This window comes from Rhizobium sp. KNZ14-9A (assembly GCF_056755015.1).
Genome location: NZ_JBPGXB010000004.1, coordinates 462197 through 477318, shown reverse-complemented (window position 1 = coordinate 477318; position 15122 = coordinate 462197). Strand labels below are relative to the sequence as shown.

The window sequence follows — 15122 nt, the reverse complement described above, 5'->3', positions numbered from 1 at the left end:
AAAAGACGATGGACGCCATGGTCGAAACCAAAGGACATTATATCGACGCCGATCCCTATGCCTGGCCCTATAATGGCGCCCTGCGGCCCGATAATACCGCACTCATCATCATCGACATGCAGACGGATTTCTGCGGCAAGGGCGGCTATGTCGATCACATGGGCTATGACCTGTCGCTGGTGCAGGCGCCGATCGAGCCGATCAAGAAGGTCCTGGCCACCATGCGAGCCAAGGGCTACCACATCATCCACACGCGCGAGGGCCATCGCCCTGATCTTGCCGACCTGCCGGCCAACAAGCGCTGGCGCTCACAGCGCATCGGCGCTGGTATCGGCGATCCGGGCCCGTGCGGGCGTATCCTCACACGCGGCGAACCCGGTTGGGACATCATTCCGGAACTCTACCCTATCGAAGGCGAGACGATCATCGACAAGCCCGGCAAGGGTTCCTTCTGCGCGACCGATCTGGAATTGATCCTCAACCAGAAGCGCATCGAGAATATCATCCTGACCGGCATCACCACCGACGTCTGCGTCTCCACCACCATGCGCGAGGCAAATGACCGCGGCTATGAATGCCTGCTTCTGGAAGACTGCTGCGGCGCGACTGATTACGGCAACCACCTCGCTGCCATCAAGATGGTGAAGATGCAGGGCGGCGTATTCGGCTCAGTCTCCAATTCTGAAACGCTTGTGAGCCAACTCCCATGAGTACGGTCCGCGACACCTCTCTTCCGCAGGCCGGCAAGGCTGTCGGCATCGACACGATCGACATGACGATGCGCTTCGGCAGCTTCACCGCACTCGACCATGTGTCGATCAAGGTGCCCTCGGGCAGCTTCCACGCGTTGCTCGGCGAGAACGGCGCCGGCAAATCGACCCTCGTCAAATGCATCATGGGCTTCTACCATGCCACATCAGGCGCGCTTTCCGTCGATGGCCGCGAAGTGGCGATCGCTTCGCCGAAGGATGCGGCAACCTATGGGCTCGGCATGGTCTACCAGCACTTCACGCTGGTCCCTTCGCTGACGGGTGCGGAAAACCTCGTCATCAGCCGCGCCGAAGTGCCCGCCATCATCAACTGGGCGAAGGAGCGCAAGGATCTTGCTGCCTTCATGGAGCGTATGCCCTTCAAGATCCCTCTCGATCGGCCGGTGAGCGAACTTGCCGCCGGCGAAAAGCAGAAGCTCGAGATCGTCAAGCAGCTCTATCTCGGCCGCTCCTTTCTGGTACTCGACGAGCCGACCTCGGTGCTGACGCCTGCCGAAGCCGACGAGATGCTCGGCCTCGTGCGTGGCATGACCGAACGAGGCGAGCTGACCGTGCTGATGATCTCCCACAAATTTCACGAAGTCACGAAATTCGCCGATGCCGTCTCCATCCTACGGCGCGGCAAGCTCGTCGGCACCGGCAAGGTTGGCGAGCTTTCCGCCGCCGACATGGCAGCGATGATGATTGGTGACGTCAAACTGGCCGAACTCGACACCCGCGTTCCGATTTCCGACAATGCCAGGCCGGTGCTGACGGTCGAGCAGGTCAAGGCGCCGGACCGTTCAGGCCTCAAGACCATCGAGATCGACAATCTCACTGTTCGCTCCGGCGAGATCGTCGGCATTGCCGGCATATCGGGCAATGGCCAGAAGGAACTGACGGAAATCCTCGCCGGCCAGCGGCCGACCGATACCGGCCGCGTCAGTGTCAAAGGCGAGACCTATGGCGCGACGCGCCCGGAGACCCGCAGGAACAATGTCCGATTCATCCCTGAGGAACCGCTGCAAAATGCCTGCGCGCCGCGCATGACGGTTAGCGAAAACCTCGCCTTCCGCACCTTCGATCTGAAGGCGGATGGCAAGGATGCGATCTGGCTGAACAAGGGCAAGATGAAGAAACGCGCCACCGACCTGATCTTCGATTTTAAAGTCAAGACGGCCTCCTCCTCCTCACCGATCGCAGCGCTTTCGGGTGGCAACGTGCAGCGCGCCGTACTCGCCCGCGAACTGACGGGCGAGGTCGATCTGCTGATCGTTTCCAACCCCTGTTTCGGCCTCGATTTCTCGGCCGTTGCGGAGATCCGTGCCCGCATCATGAAAGCCCGCAATTCCGGTACGGCCGTGTTGCTGCTCTCGGAAGACCTCGATGAGCTGCTCGAAATGTCCGACCGCATCATGGTGATTTCCGAAGGCAAGCTGGTTTACGAAACACCCGCGCGTTCGGCCGATATCGGCGTCATCGGCGCACATATGGCAGGACATCACTGATGGCGATCAAGGCAGAACCCTTCGACTTCCCGGCGAAGCACGACCAACTGGCCCTCATCGTCATCGACATGCAGCGCGACTTCGCCGAGCCTGGCGGCTTCGGAGCAAGCCTTGGCAACGATGTCAGCCGCATCACCAGGATCGTGCCCGACGTCAAACGCCTCATCCAAGGCTTTCGCAATGCTGGTCTGCCGGTGATCCACACGATGGAATGTCACCGACCTGACCTTTCCGACCTCCCACCGGCAAAACGCGACCGCGGCAACCCGACGCTCCGGATCGGCGATGAAGGCCCAATGGGTCGCATCCTCATCTCGGGAGAAGCTGGCACCGCGATCCTGCCGGAACTTGCGCCTATCAAGGGCGAAGTGGTTATCAAAAAGCCTGGCAAGGGCGCCTTCTACGCCACCGAGCTCGGCGACGTGCTGCAGTGGAAGGGCATCAAGCAGCTCGTCTTTGCCGGCGTGACGACCGAGGTCTGCGTTCAGACGACCATGCGCGAGGCGAACGACCGTGGCTATGAATGCCTGCTCGCCGAGGAGGCGACGGAAAGTTACTTTCCCGAATTCAAGGCGGCTGCCATAGCCATGATCCGCGCCCAGGGCGCGATCGTCGGCTGGACGGCGCATGTCGACGACATCCTGGAGAGCATCGCCCATGCCTGAGACCACCCGCGAACTCCTGACTTCAGATGGCTGGAAGACACTTGAATTCGGCCCCTTCCGCGATGAAGTGACGATCCATTGGATCCGTCCTTTCGACGGTGACCAGCCGGGCGTGGCGCTGTTGAAATATGAGGCCGGCGCCAGCGTTCCCCGCCATCGGCATGAAGGACTGGAAACCATTCTCGTCCTCGACGGTGTGCAATCGGATGAAGCGGGCGACTACGGCCGCGGCAGCTATATCGTCAATGCGCCGGGCACCGAACATTCGGTCTGGAGCGATACCGGTTGCGTGGTGTTGATCCAGTGGGACAGGCCGGTGAAAATACTGGGAGAGGAAGCAGCGTAAATTCGGCAGCACCTGCTTCGTCAACCTAACGACTGAGCGAGGCTGGCTGACAGGCCAGCCTCGCGTTCAGAGCTTGTTCAGGCCGATTGGACGGCCTTGATACGGTCGAGGCCACCGACGATGGGGGCGAAATCGTCCCAGACGCCCTGTGCACCCTTCTGCCATTCGTCGAAGGCTTCGGGCTTCAGCAGCTTGCCGCCGTTCTTCAGCGAGATTTCGACCGATGCGACCTCGTCATCGACGATCAGCTGGTTGAAGTAGGCAGCACCTTCCGTGGAGGCCTGCTGGAAGACGGCCTTCTGCTCGTCGTTCAGACCGCCCCAGAAGGTCGAGGAATAATAGATGATGCCCGACGCCCAGATATGGCCGGTCTCGGTCATGTAGGGCACGACTTCATAGAGCTTGAAGCCGGCATAGGCCGATTTGGTGAGGTCCATCGCGTCAGCGACGCCCGTTGCCAGCGCATTATAGGTCTCGGTGATCGGGATGCCGATCGGCGTCGTGCCGAAGGCGCTCCAGAGCTTGGTGTGCAGCGGGCTCTGGATGACGCGGATGCGCTTGCCTTTCAGCTGTTCCGGACGCGTCACTGGCTCCTTGGTGAGCAGATGACGGGCGCCGTAATTGATGAAATCGCCGACGACGAAATTCTGCGCCTGCAGCTTGCCCTTCAGTTCGGCGCCGACATCTCCGCTGACGGTGCGGCGCACATGATCGGCATCGCGGAACAGGAAGGGAAGGTCGAGGATCTGCAGTTCCGGCGCCCAGCCGGAGAGCGAAGAGACCGTCGACAGGCTGGCATGGATGGAGCCGAGGCGAACGCCCTCTGCCACTTCCTTTTCGCCGCCGAGCGCACCGCTCTTGACGATGTTGAACTTGAACTGGCCCGGCAGCTTGGCCTCGACCAGCTCGCTGATCTTTACCCAGATCTTCGTCTCCGGCTTATCGTCGCCGAGCAGTGAGGCGATCGTGATCGTCGTCGTGCGGGCAGCCGCCGTGCGAACGAAGGCCGGGGCGGCAAGGGCAGTGCCGGCAATCGCAGCGGTCTTCAGGAAATTGCGTCGGTTGAGATTGTCCATGAATAAGGTCCTGTCCGTTAGAAGATGATCGCCCAGGCGCAAAGGATTGCGAGGGAAACGAGAAGAGCAAGCAGATAGGGAACAACCGCCTTGAAGAGGGCGGAAGCTGGAATGCGGGTCACGCCGCTGACGACGAAGATCAGCATGCCGAGCGGCGGTGTCAGGCCGTGGATCATCAGGTTGACGACGATGATGACGCCGAAATGAATGGGATCGATGCCTGCGGCGACGGCCGCCGGCAACAGGATCGGGCCGAAAAGCAGGATCGCCGCGCCGATGTCGAGAACGAGGCCCACCACAAGCAGGATGATGTTGGACAGCAGGATGACGGCGAGCGCACTGCCGCCAAGCACCGTCGTCAGGTGTGAGATCAGGCCCGAGACATCGTCGACCGCGAGCAGGAAGGCAAAGGGGCCAGCCGTGCCGATCAGCAGGCCGATCGCGGCGGCCTCGACAGCCGCCTGCCGGAAGGCCGTGTAAAGCGAGAGGACGCCAAGCCGTGCACCGATGCCAAGCAAGAAGGTGTAGAAGGCGGCAAGGGCCGCGGCCTCCGTCGTCGTGACGATGCCGATGCGGATGCCGATCACGACGATGACGCCGAGACCGAAAGCCGGAATTGCCTGGACGGCCGACTGCCAGCGCTGCACAGATGTGGCTCGGGGCAGCGGCGCCTGATTGCGGACCGTCAGATGGATAGCGACCGCAAGGCAGATCGCCATCAGACCACCGGCAAAGAAGCCCCCGACCAGCAGGGAGCCAACCGAAAGATTGGTGGCGGTTGCCAGGATCAGGAAGGCGATCGACGGCGGGATGACATTGTCTAGAACCGAGGTCGCCGCGATGATCGCTGCGGCCTTTGCCGGCGGATAACCGTGGCGGACGAGCTCCGGCTGGAAGGTGGACGCACCGAAGGCGGCATTAGCAACCGAGGAGCCGGATGCACCGGAAAAGAGCACGCTGGTGAGCAGCGTCGTCTGGGCGAGACCGGCACGGCGATGGCCGACCATGGCGGCGGCAAAGCGTACGAGCTGGTTGGCAACGCCCGATGCCGTCAGCAGACCGCCAGCAAGCAGGAAGAAGGGGATGGCAAGCAGCAGGAATTTCGAAATGCCCGTGACTGTCGAAGAGACGATCGCCGGCTCCGGCAGGCTGCTGCCGAAGGCAATCACGACATAGGCAGCCGCCAGGAAAGCATGCGGTAGCGGCGCGGCAAGTACGAGGCCGATCGCGGCAATCAGGCCGAGGAAGATGCTGGGTGGCCAGTCGAGTTCGACAGAGACAAAGGGAATGCCGGCATAGAGAGCCATGCCAATTACGAGGGAGAGCAGGACCGGCCAAGCCTTTCCTTCGGCGATGCGCTGCAGCAGAAGAACGACGAGGATCAGCGCGCCGCCGGCGCCGAGAAAGCCGAATCGGATCCATTCCGGCACGCCGAGCGTCGGAGAGACGCCGCCGAGCATGGTCATGATCTCGCTGCCGCCGAAGCTCAGGATCAGGCCGGACAGCACGGTAAAGACGTCTGCCGCAACCTGCGTTGCCGGATGAAGGCGCTCTGGCAACATCTTGACGAAGACGTCAAGGCGCATGGCGAGCGCACTGTTGAGGCTGAGCGGCGCGCCGAGCGCGATCAGCAACACATGCAACCAGATACCGAGATCCTCGACGCCGATGAAGCCAGCCGCGAAGAAATAGCGCATACAGACCGTAACCAGCACCATGAAGAGCAGCAAGGCAAGCACGGACGCAGCGGCTACGCCGAGTACGGCTTCGGTCGTCTTCAGGATGCGGGCTGCAAGCCCATTACCTGTCGTCTCCTGTTCGGCTGGGTGGAATTCGCTTGCTGCCACAGAACTTGCTTTCTTGCCGGAGGGTCAGGCGCTCTTGACGGTGGAAAGGTCACGATCGAAGAGCGTCGACCAGGTGTAGTTGCGCGCCTTCGACACTTCCCTGCTGACATCAAGACGCGGCAGAACCTTTTCGCCGAAACGATAGGCTTCCTCAAGCAGCGGCATGCCGGAAAGAATAAAGGTTTCGACGCCGGCCCTCTGATAGGCCTCCAGCGTGCGCAGCACTGTATCGGGCGAGCCGACAATCGCCGTGCCGGGACCGGGCCGTACCAGGCCGATGCCGGCCCAGAGATTGGGAGCGACTTCAAGATCGCGCAGGTTGTCCGGCTTCAGGCCACCATGCAGCGCCGTCATGCGCTGCTGGCCGACAGAATCGCTGCGGGCAACGAAGCGTTGGTTGGCGGCAATTGCCGCCTCATCCATGCGGCCATAGAGATCAGCGGCGGCTTCCCACGCCTTTTCGTCGGTATCACGCACGATCACATAAAGGCGGATGCCATATTCGAGCTCACGTTCGTATTGGGCGGCACGCGCCTTCACGGCGTCGACCTTGCCCTTGATCTGCTCCGGCGTTTCACCCCAGGAAAGGTAGGTATCGACGTGCTTTGCCGCGACATCGAGCGCCTTGTCGGAGGAGCCGCCGAACCAGAGCGGCGGCGAGGCGATGCTTTCGCCGACAGGCAGGGCGAGCTTGGCGCCGTCGGTGGAGAAATACTTGCCCTGATAGGTGACACTTTCACCGGCGAAGAGTCGATGCCAGACCTCTAGATATTCGTCCGCCATGTCGTAGCGCTCATCATGTGGTAGCATCATCCCATAGGCGCCGAGCATCTTGGCATCGCCTGAGACGACGTTGATCAGCAGACGTCCACGCGCAAATTCCTGGAAGGTTGCTGCCATCTTGGCCAGCAGCGTCGGCGCGACGAGCCCGGGATGGATGGCGACGAGGAAACGCAGCCGTTCGGTATAGGAAAGCAGCGCGCTTGCCAGCACCCAGACATCGTGAGCGCCGGTCGCAAAGAGTGCGCCTGTGTAACCCAGATGATCGTAAGCCTGGGCGAGTTGCTTGTAATAACCGTAATCGACCTGACGCGAGCCTTCCGGCTGCCACGGATAGGCGCCGTCAGGAGCACACATATACCAGAAGACGTTCATTCCCGGCTCCTCACTTCGTCGCTTCCAGCGGTCCGCCAATGGCGACCGCGCAATCAAAATGGCCATGGCGGAAGAGCGTGTCGGCTTCCTCCTGCTGCTCGGCCAGCACTGCTGCATCGATCGGCACGACCGAGAAATCGCGTGCGCGTACCACCCTCTCCCAGGCCTCGGCGTCGATACCGCTACGGTCGTTTTCCGCCAGAAGGTGAGCTGCCCTTACCGCATCGGCGGTGATCTCGCTGCCGACACGGGCAAGCTCCGAGGCAATGCCGGCAATTTCTCTGGGGGAAAGTCCGATGCGCGCGAGGCTCCAGAAGAGCGACCGGTTGGGGATGGTGGCGCCACATCGGACGATGAGACGGAGGTCCGTCCGCTCGATCGCCTTCTCCAGCCGCGGCGACATGGCGACCCAGGCATCAACCCTGCCCTCCAGCAGCTCCGTCAGGGAATCCCGCGTGCCGCTTTCGATGCGCTCGACGTCACCAAGCGCAAGATCCTCGCCCTCCAGGCTGCGAGCGAGCAGATAGGTGTGAAACGAACCATCGATCAGCGAGATTTTTCGGCCGGCAAGATCAGCTACCGAGCCGATATCACTGTCGGCGCGCACGAAGATTGCGCCATTGGCTGGCCGCGGTGCCGATGCGGCGACATATTCGACATGAAGGCCACGCGCATCCGCCTCGATTGGCGGCGTCGAGCCGGTTCCGCCGACATGGATCGCGCCGCTTTCCAGCAGAGAGGCTGTGTCCCGGCCTTCACCATAGGGAACGAAGATTGGATCGAGCCCGGCAAAGGCACCCGGCCATACGCTGGCGAGCCGCAAGTGGAGATTGTTGGGATGGACGCCGATTCTCATCTTCATTCCGGTCGGGATTGTCACTGCCATCAATTTACTTTTTTATAAATTGAAAGCGAGAAAAGTCCTCCTGCAGACCGCGGGAAATCAGATCAAAAAGCCTATTAAATCTACCGATAATAAAATCTTTTATCGCAAATGCGTCCCAAAGCGGCTGAGCATTGAAATTTCCGAGCACTCACTTTACTTTTTTGTAGAACAAGAGAGATGACCATGACCAAACCCGTATCATTGAGGGTCTGCCGCAGTGTCGGCGAGGCGAGCGAACTTCTGAAGCTGGTCGCCAATGCGAACCGGCTGGCAATTGTCTGTTATCTGATGGAAACGGAAGCATCGGTGTCCGCTCTGGAAGACGAACTCGGCATCCGCCAACCGACGCTTTCCCAACAGCTTGCGGAGTTGCGCGAAGCAAACGTCATCGAAGGGCGCCGTGACGGCAAGGCGATCGTCTACCGCGTGGTCGATCCGAGGATTAAAACCATCGTCCACGCGTTGCGGGACATGTTCTCCGGCCTCGACGACGTCACCGGCCGTTTCGGCATGGCAAAGCTGCCGGTCGATGAAGTGATGTTCGACTGACCGCTCCTATGATCGACTTCTATACCTGGATCACGCCGAACGGCCTGAAGATATCGATCGCGCTCGAGGAATTCGGGCTTCCCTATAAAACCCACACGATCGATATCACCAAAGGCGATCAGTTTTCCGCCGACTATGTGACGATCAATCCGGGCAGCAAAATCCCAGCCATCGTCGACCACGAAACCGGTACTACACTCGCCGAATCCGGGGCCATTCTTCTCTATCTCGCCGAAAAGACAGGACGGTTCCTGCCGCGTGAAGGTGCTGCCCGCCATCACACGATCGAATGGCTGATGTGGCAGATGGGCGGCTTCGGGCCGACGCTCGGCCATGCCCATCATTTCCTGACCTACAACGAAGGTCGCGCGCCCTTCGCCGAAGAGCTTTTCCGCAAGGATACAATAAGGCTCTATGAAACACTTGATGCAAGACTTGAAGGCCGGGAGTACCTTGTCGGCGACTATTCCATCGCCGACATGGCCGTCTGGCCCTGGGTTTCGCGCTTCGTGCGCCACAAGATCGACCTAAACGACTTCCCGAATGTCCGCCGCTGGTATCTGCAGCTTGCCGCCCGGCCGCAGGTGAAGCGCGGCTACGAAGTGCCACATTTCACCACCCCGGTTCCGGTTCCGCTGCCGCCAGGTGTCTGATCATTGGGTTCGGATAGGCAGTCGGCCTATCGCGTAAACATCAGCCGCATGCGCGCCAGAATGCCCCTCATGCCCGGTATGGAGGTCGCTCTCAGATGGCGGGCGACGACACCCGCATCGACCCGTGCTCCGAAATGGCAGGAGCAGACGAGCCCGTGCAGTTGCCGATCGTTAAGATCGAAGAAGCTCTGGGCGTCCCCATAAGTATCGCCTTCGAGACCCGCGGCACGCAGAACCGGATCGTCATAGGCTACGGATATGGGTGACCCGGTGATCCTCATCAGTATCCGCTGGTCGCGGGGTAGATATTCGGTTTCCCGAAGAGTAACGAGCGAACGCGCAGGATCGACTTCCAGAAGCTGCGCCCACCGGTCCAACCGCTCGGCGCGAGACAGTTGTGGCGTGGTACGGCTGACCCTGGCTATAGCCTTAAGCTGATCGACTGCGTATTGTTCCATGACGGCCTCCTATTTGGAAAAATAGACTGCACGCCCCCTCGGAAAGGTTGATCCCAACTACGCTGCCTGTCCAATCACGTTTGAAGAATCGTGTCTCTTAAATGCAGGCAGAATCCCGCCACTCAGGCGAATTCGCTCTGTCGCGAAAATGTCCGCGGATGGGCGACGTGCTTCCGGACGACACTCTCCTTGCTGTCGAGTTCTTCCAGCAGAACGTCATAGCTCCAGAGATCGGCAAGGTGCTGCAGGACGAGCTTCAGATCCTCCTCTTCCAGGAACTCGTCATTGGCGGCTCGGTGCTGCAACAGCAATCTACGGTCACCTGCGAGATCGACGTCGACGATCTCAATCGCGGGATCGGTATGGCCAATATCGTAGCCGCGGGAAAGTTGCCGGCGGATACGCCGATAACCGCGCTCGTCATGGATCGCGGAAACCAGGATACCCTCCTGAATCTCCGGGTCGTCATGGAGCTGGAACATGCGCCAGCGCCGCATGAGGCTCGGGCTCAGGAACTGGCTGACGAAACTCTCGTCGCGGTAGTTGGCCCAGATATCACGCAGAACCGCCATCGGATCGCCCCGTCCGGCGATGTCAGGAAACCAGTCGCGGTCTTCGCCAGTCGGCTCCGTCACGATGCGCTCGATATCCTGCATCATCGCAAAGCCCAACGCATAGGGATTGAAGCCGGAGAACCGCCGATCATCGTACATCGGCTGGAACACGACATTGGTGTGCGATTTCAGAAACTCGAAATAGTTGCCGTCGCTGAGCTGCCCGCGCTCGTGCAGGCGCTGCATGATGTTGTAATGGACGTAGGTGGCGGTCCCCTCGTTCATCACCTTGGTCTGGCGCTGGGGATGAAAATACTGGGCGACGTGGCGCACGATGCGCAAGATCTCTCGCTGCCAGGAATGCAGCCGGGGCGCGGATTTTTCGAGGAAGTAAAGGATATTGTCCTGCGGCAAACCGAGTGCGGCACGCCGGTGCTCGAGATCGCGATCGGACTTGTTGCGCTTGAGGCCGACAGGCACGGTGCGCCAGAGATCGTTGAAAATCTTCTCCTCGTGCGCACGGCGCTCCTGCAGCCGCTTTTCTTCCTGCCGGAGGTCGACCGTCGTCTTGCCGGCATAGCGGTGCACACCGTGCGACATCAGCGCATGTGCGGCATCGAGTGTGCGTTCGACGGCCACTTCGCCATATCGTTCTTCGCAGCGGGAGATGTAGCTCTTGGCGAAGTCGAGATAATCGAGGATGCCTTCGGCGTCGGTCCAGAGCTTGAACAGATAGTTGTTCTTGAAGAAGTGGTTGTGGCCGAAGGCAGCATGCGCAATGACCAGCGTCTGCATGGTCGCCGTGTTCTCCTCCATGAGATAGGAGATACAGGGCGAACTGTTGATGACGATCTCATAGGCGAGGTCGCGCATCCCGCGGCGGTAGAAGGCTTCGTGATGGGCAAAATGCTTCCCGAAGGACCAGTGGCGATAGAACAGCGGCATGCCTGTCGAGGAATACGCATCGAGCATCTGCTCCGATGTAATGACCTCGATCTGGTTCGGATAGACATCGAGCCCCAGTTCCCCAAGCGCAATGTCCTCGCAGGCATCATGAATGCGTTGCAGGGTCGGAAAATCCCAGTCAGCCCCTTCAAACAGAAGCTTTTCCTTATGCCGCGTGCTGGTCTTCATGGCGTAGCCCCTGCCTTGGCAGCCTTCTTCTGAAACAGGTCATGGAAAACAGGGAATATCTCGTTCCTGCGGCAGACCTTGCGCATGGCAAGAGGCAGTGCTGCGGAGCGGATCTCCTGATAGAGCGTCCAGAGCGGTGACCTCGACATTGAGGAATCCCCGTCTTCCTCACCGACTTCGATATAGGCAAAGTACTGGCAAACCGGCAGGATTTCCTGCTGTAGCAACTGGCCGGTCAGAGCGCCGTCGGAATAGGAATTGTCGCCATCGGAAGCCTGCGCGGCATAGATGTTCCACTCCGTCGGATCGAAGCGCGCGGCAACGATCGAGCGCATGACCGCCAGCGCACTGGAAACCAGCGTGCCACCTGTCGCCGGGCTATAGAAGAAAGTCTCCTCATCGACTTCCTCCGCCTTTTCAGTATGGCGGATGAAGACGATCTCCACCTTCTCATAACGCTGCGACAGGAAGAGATAGAGGAGCAGGTAGAAACGCTTGGCGAGATCCTTCATATGCTCGCTCATGGAACCGGACACGTCCATGAGGCAGAACATCACCGCCTTGACGACAGGCTTCGGTGTGTTTTCAAAGCGCCGGTAGCGGACGTCGAGCGGGTCGATATAGGGGATGCGCTTGCTCTTGAGCGTCAAGGTCCTCAGCCTGTCTTCAAGAACAAGGCGCTCTTCCGCATTGTCGCATTCGTCGATCTGCTTCTGAAGTGCCTCTATGTCCTCTACCTTCGGGCGATGAAGCGCCAGGCGCCGCATCATGGCAAGGCGTGTCGTGCGCCCGACGGCGATGTTGGAGGGAGAGCCGGAGACAGAAAAACCGGCCCTTTGCGGCGTCACTTCCTCGGTCTCGCTCAATCGGCGCTTGGCGAGGTCAGGCAATTCCAGATCTTCGAGGAAGATATTGAGGAACTCCTCCCGGGTCAGGACGAAGCGGAAGCCGTCTTCGCCGTCGCCCTCCCCCGCCTCGGACGAACGGCCTCCGCCCGATGCCGGCGGACGCTTGATGAAATCACCCTCGACGAATTTCTGATTGCCGGGAAGGATACGATCCTGAATTCCTCCTCCGCCCCGGTGAAGGCCCGGTTCGGCCATGCCGCCGATCGGAAGAGTGACCTCACCGCCATCAAGCACATCGCGGATGGAGCGGTTTTGCAAAGATCGTTTAACCGCTTGTTCTACGGCGTCCTTGGCACGCCGTAGAAACCGTTGTCTATTTTCTAAACTTTTACCGCGCGGATTGAGCCGCCGGTCAATGATGTGCATGTTTGCTCCTAATGGGTACTCGCCGGACAGCCTACCTAACTCGCCTGCTTGACGCGCATGTACCATTCCACCAGCCGGCGAACCTGCCGTTCGGTATAATCCCGCGCGACCATGCGCGAGACGAACTCACTGTGTTTCTTTTCAGTCTCGCTATCCTTCTTCGATCCGAAGGAGATGACCGGCAGCAAATCCTCGACCTGCGAAAACATCCGCTTTTCGATCACTTCCCGGATTTTTTCATAACTGGTCCAGGACGGGTTCTTGCCGCCATTGTGGGCGCGCGATCTGAGGCAGAACTTGACGATCTCGTTGCGGAAATCCTTGGGATTGGCGATGCCCGCGGGTTTTTCGATCTTCGTCAGTTCCTGGTTCAGAAGTTCGCGGTCGAGCAACTGTCCTGTATCGGGGTCTTTGAAATCGACGTCCTCGATCCAGGCATCCGCGTAATCGACGTAACGGTCGAACAGATTCTGACCGTAATCGGAGTAGGATTCCAGATAGGCCTTCTGGATCTCGTTGCCGATGAATTCCGCATAACGCGGTGCCAGTTCTGCCTTGATGAACTCCATATAGCGCTTTTCCGTCTCCTCGGAAAACTGCTCGCGGCGGATAGCCTGTTCCAGAACATACATCAGATGCACCGGATCGGCGCCGATATCCGTCGTGTCGTGGTTGAACGTCGACGCAAGGACTTTAAAGGCAAAACGTGTCGATATTCCGTCCATGCCCTCGTCGACACCGGCAGAGTCGCGATATTCCTGCACGCTTCTGGCACGCGGATCGGTTTCCTTCAGGCTTTCACCGTCATAGGCACGCATCTTTGAAAAGAGATTGGAATTCTCGTGCTTGCGAAGCCGTGACAGGACGGAGAAGCGGGCCAGCATCTCCAGCGTCGCTGGCGCGCAGGCTGCATCTGCAAGCTCCGAGCCCTCGATCAGCTTCTCGTAGATTTTCTGCTCCTCCATGACTCGGAGGCAATAGGGAACCTTGATGACGCAGATGCGGTCGATGAAGGCTTCATTGTTTTTATTGGCCTTGAAAGTCTGCCATTCCGCTTCGTTCGAATGGGCAAGGATGATACCCGAGAACGGGATCGCACCGATATTCTCGGTGCCCATGTAGTTGCTTTCCTGCGTCGCCGTCAGCAACGGGTGCAGCATCTTGATCGGCGCCTTGAACATCTCAACGAATTCCAGAATGCCCTGATTGGCGCGATTGAGACCGCCGGAATAGCTGTAGGCGTCTGGATCGTTCTGCGAATAGTGCTCGAGCTTGCGGATATCGACCTTGCCGACCAGCGATGAGACGTCCTGGTTGTTCTCGTCACCCGGCTCGGTCTTGGCAATCCCGATCTGGCGAAGGCGGGACGGCTGGATTTTCACGACGCGGAAGCGAGAGATATCGCCGTCGAACTCGTCGAGGCGCTTCAGGCACCATGGGCTCATCAGGCCACTGAGGCGACGGGTGGGGATACCGTATTCTTCGAGCAGCAACGGCCCCATGGCCAAGGGATCGAAGAGATTAAGGGGGCTTTCGAAGACCGGGCTCAGGTCGTCGCCGGCCTTCAGCACATAGATGGGATTGACCTCCATGAGCTGCTTCAGGCGCTCCGCAAGCGAAGACTTGCCACCGCCGACGGGACCGAGCAGGTAGAGGATCTGCTTACGCTCTTCCAGGCCTTGGGCTGCATGTCGGAAGAAAGACACGATCCGCTCGATCGTCTCTTCCATACCGAAAAATCCCGCAAAGGCCGGATAGGTTCGGATCGTCCTGTTCATGAAGACCCGCCCGAGCCGCGAATCCTTGGCTGTATCGATGATCTCAGGTTCGCCGATTGCCGCCAGCAGCCGCTCGGTGGCGTTGGCATAAGCCATCGGATCCTTCTTGCATAAGGACAGATAGTCCGCGATAGACATATCCGTCTCGCGGCGAGACTCGTAGTTACGGGTGAACGCATCAAATAGGGAGTTGTTCAGCATAGGCCCTCCTATAAAGGTCTGCCTCAGCGATTTTCGCCTTCGCTAAGTAAGATGGTGCGCCAATGTTTCGAAAGATCAAGGTCCTCCTAGACGGAAATAAGACATCGCTGGCATTCCAGCATCGCTACACAAAAAATTGCGCGTAACCTGCCGATTTGATCCTCGAAAGTTGACCCCCTCTATAGATTTGCGGCAGCACCGGGAGTATTATTCGCGCGCGGTATGAAAGAGAACGCCGCGCACCTTCACGCCATGACGCGAATATGTGTTGGTGCCCCTTAAAGGGCTG

Annotated in this window: 14 protein-coding genes; 6 read left to right on the top strand and 8 right to left on the bottom strand. The window is 59.5% G+C overall.

The window, feature by feature from the left end:
* Positions 1-8 precede the first annotated feature (8 nt).
* From biuH to ACR9ZQ_RS32595, 4 genes are read left to right on the top strand one after another with little or no spacing between them, the layout of a single operon-like run.
* The gene (gene biuH / locus ACR9ZQ_RS32610) at positions 9-710 is read left to right on the top strand and encodes a biuret amidohydrolase (RefSeq protein WP_481429727.1); all 702 of its coding nucleotides are present in this window, start codon (positions 9-11) and stop codon (positions 708-710) included.
* Complete coding sequence (locus tag ACR9ZQ_RS32605; protein WP_481429726.1) at positions 707-2257, top strand: ABC transporter ATP-binding protein; 1551 nt, start codon at positions 707-709, stop codon at positions 2255-2257. Before biuH ends, ACR9ZQ_RS32605 begins: the two co-directional genes overlap by 4 nt.
* Complete coding sequence (locus ACR9ZQ_RS32600; RefSeq protein WP_481430959.1) at positions 2254-2922, top strand: cysteine hydrolase family protein; 669 nt, start codon at positions 2254-2256, stop codon at positions 2920-2922. The genes ACR9ZQ_RS32605 and ACR9ZQ_RS32600 overlap by 4 nt, the downstream gene beginning before the upstream one ends.
* Positions 2915-3268 (top strand): cupin domain-containing protein, encoded by a 354-nt coding sequence (locus ACR9ZQ_RS32595; protein ID WP_007826658.1) that lies wholly within the window; start codon positions 2915-2917, stop codon positions 3266-3268. Before ACR9ZQ_RS32600 ends, ACR9ZQ_RS32595 begins: the two co-directional genes overlap by 8 nt.
* Before the next feature lie 77 nt (positions 3269-3345).
* Here the strand turns inward: ACR9ZQ_RS32595 and ACR9ZQ_RS32590 are convergent, their stop codons facing one another.
* From ACR9ZQ_RS32590 to ACR9ZQ_RS32575, 4 genes are read right to left on the bottom strand one after another with little or no spacing between them, the layout of a single operon-like run.
* Positions 3346-4344, bottom strand: coding sequence for a TRAP transporter substrate-binding protein (locus ACR9ZQ_RS32590; protein WP_481429725.1), 999 nt, complete (start codon positions 4342-4344; stop codon positions 3346-3348).
* A 17-nt stretch (positions 4345-4361) separates the two neighbouring features.
* Complete coding sequence (locus ACR9ZQ_RS32585; RefSeq protein WP_481429724.1) at positions 4362-6191, bottom strand: TRAP transporter large permease; 1830 nt, start codon at positions 6189-6191, stop codon at positions 4362-4364.
* A gap of 24 nt (positions 6192-6215) precedes the next feature.
* Positions 6216-7346, bottom strand: a complete 1131-nt coding sequence (locus ACR9ZQ_RS32580) for an LLM class flavin-dependent oxidoreductase (protein ID WP_481429723.1) — start codon at positions 7344-7346, stop codon at positions 6216-6218.
* A gap of 10 nt (positions 7347-7356) precedes the next feature.
* Positions 7357-8202 carry an ABC transporter substrate-binding protein gene (locus ACR9ZQ_RS32575; protein WP_481429722.1) on the bottom strand — a complete coding sequence of 282 codons (846 nt, stop codon included), beginning with the start codon at positions 8200-8202 and terminating at the stop codon, positions 7357-7359.
* Positions 8203-8415: 213 nt separating this feature from the next.
* On the opposite strand from ACR9ZQ_RS32575, the gene ACR9ZQ_RS32570 reads away from it, so the two are divergent.
* Entirely contained in the window at positions 8416-8781 is a 366-nt protein-coding gene (locus ACR9ZQ_RS32570) for an ArsR/SmtB family transcription factor (protein WP_481429721.1), read from the top strand.
* 8 nt (positions 8782-8789) lie between these two features.
* Entirely contained in the window at positions 8790-9434 is a 645-nt protein-coding gene (locus tag ACR9ZQ_RS32565) for a glutathione S-transferase N-terminal domain-containing protein (protein ID WP_481429720.1), read from the top strand.
* A gap of 26 nt (positions 9435-9460) precedes the next feature.
* Here the strand turns inward: ACR9ZQ_RS32565 and ACR9ZQ_RS32560 are convergent, their stop codons facing one another.
* The 4 genes from ACR9ZQ_RS32560 to ACR9ZQ_RS32545 form a co-directional block, all read right to left on the bottom strand.
* Positions 9461-9892, bottom strand: a complete 432-nt coding sequence (locus ACR9ZQ_RS32560) for a hypothetical protein (protein ID WP_481429719.1) — start codon at positions 9890-9892, stop codon at positions 9461-9463.
* A gap of 122 nt (positions 9893-10014) precedes the next feature.
* Positions 10015-11580 (bottom strand): SpoVR family protein, encoded by a 1566-nt coding sequence (locus ACR9ZQ_RS32555; RefSeq protein WP_310382028.1) that lies wholly within the window; start codon positions 11578-11580, stop codon positions 10015-10017.
* Positions 11577-12854, bottom strand: coding sequence for a YeaH/YhbH family protein (locus ACR9ZQ_RS32550; RefSeq protein ID WP_310382027.1), 1278 nt, complete (start codon positions 12852-12854; stop codon positions 11577-11579). Before ACR9ZQ_RS32550 ends, ACR9ZQ_RS32555 begins: the two co-directional genes overlap by 4 nt.
* Before the next feature lie 35 nt (positions 12855-12889).
* Positions 12890-14833 carry a PrkA family serine protein kinase gene (locus ACR9ZQ_RS32545; protein ID WP_481429718.1) on the bottom strand — a complete coding sequence of 648 codons (1944 nt, stop codon included), beginning with the start codon at positions 14831-14833 and terminating at the stop codon, positions 12890-12892.
* Positions 14834-15122: the final 289 nt, after the last annotated feature.

Bases quoted from the DNA above. Each gene is read 5' to 3' on its own strand.
- ACR9ZQ_RS32550 (WP_310382027.1), bottom strand. From the start codon at position 12,854: ATGCACATCATTGACCGGCGGCTCAATCCGCGCGGTAAAAGTTTAGAA.
- ACR9ZQ_RS32570 (WP_481429721.1), top strand. From the start codon at position 8,416: ATGACCAAACCCGTATCATTGAGGGTCTGCCGCAGTGTCGGCGAGGCG.
- ACR9ZQ_RS32565 (WP_481429720.1), top strand. From the start codon at position 8,790: ATGATCGACTTCTATACCTGGATCACGCCGAACGGCCTGAAGATATCG.
- ACR9ZQ_RS32580 (WP_481429723.1), bottom strand. From the start codon at position 7,346: ATGAACGTCTTCTGGTATATGTGTGCTCCTGACGGCGCCTATCCGTGG.
- ACR9ZQ_RS32555 (WP_310382028.1), bottom strand. From the start codon at position 11,580: ATGAAGACCAGCACGCGGCATAAGGAAAAGCTTCTGTTTGAAGGGGCT.
- ACR9ZQ_RS32575 (WP_481429722.1), bottom strand. From the start codon at position 8,202: ATGAGAATCGGCGTCCATCCCAACAATCTCCACTTGCGGCTCGCCAGC.
- ACR9ZQ_RS32590 (WP_481429725.1), bottom strand. From the start codon at position 4,344: ATGGACAATCTCAACCGACGCAATTTCCTGAAGACCGCTGCGATTGCC.
- ACR9ZQ_RS32545 (WP_481429718.1), bottom strand. From the start codon at position 14,833: ATGCTGAACAACTCCCTATTTGATGCGTTCACCCGTAACTACGAGTCT.
- ACR9ZQ_RS32595 (WP_007826658.1), top strand. From the start codon at position 2,915: ATGCCTGAGACCACCCGCGAACTCCTGACTTCAGATGGCTGGAAGACA.
- biuH (WP_481429727.1), top strand. From the start codon at position 9: ATGGACGCCATGGTCGAAACCAAAGGACATTATATCGACGCCGATCCC.
- ACR9ZQ_RS32560 (WP_481429719.1), bottom strand. From the start codon at position 9,892: ATGGAACAATACGCAGTCGATCAGCTTAAGGCTATAGCCAGGGTCAGC.
- ACR9ZQ_RS32605 (WP_481429726.1), top strand. From the start codon at position 707: ATGAGTACGGTCCGCGACACCTCTCTTCCGCAGGCCGGCAAGGCTGTC.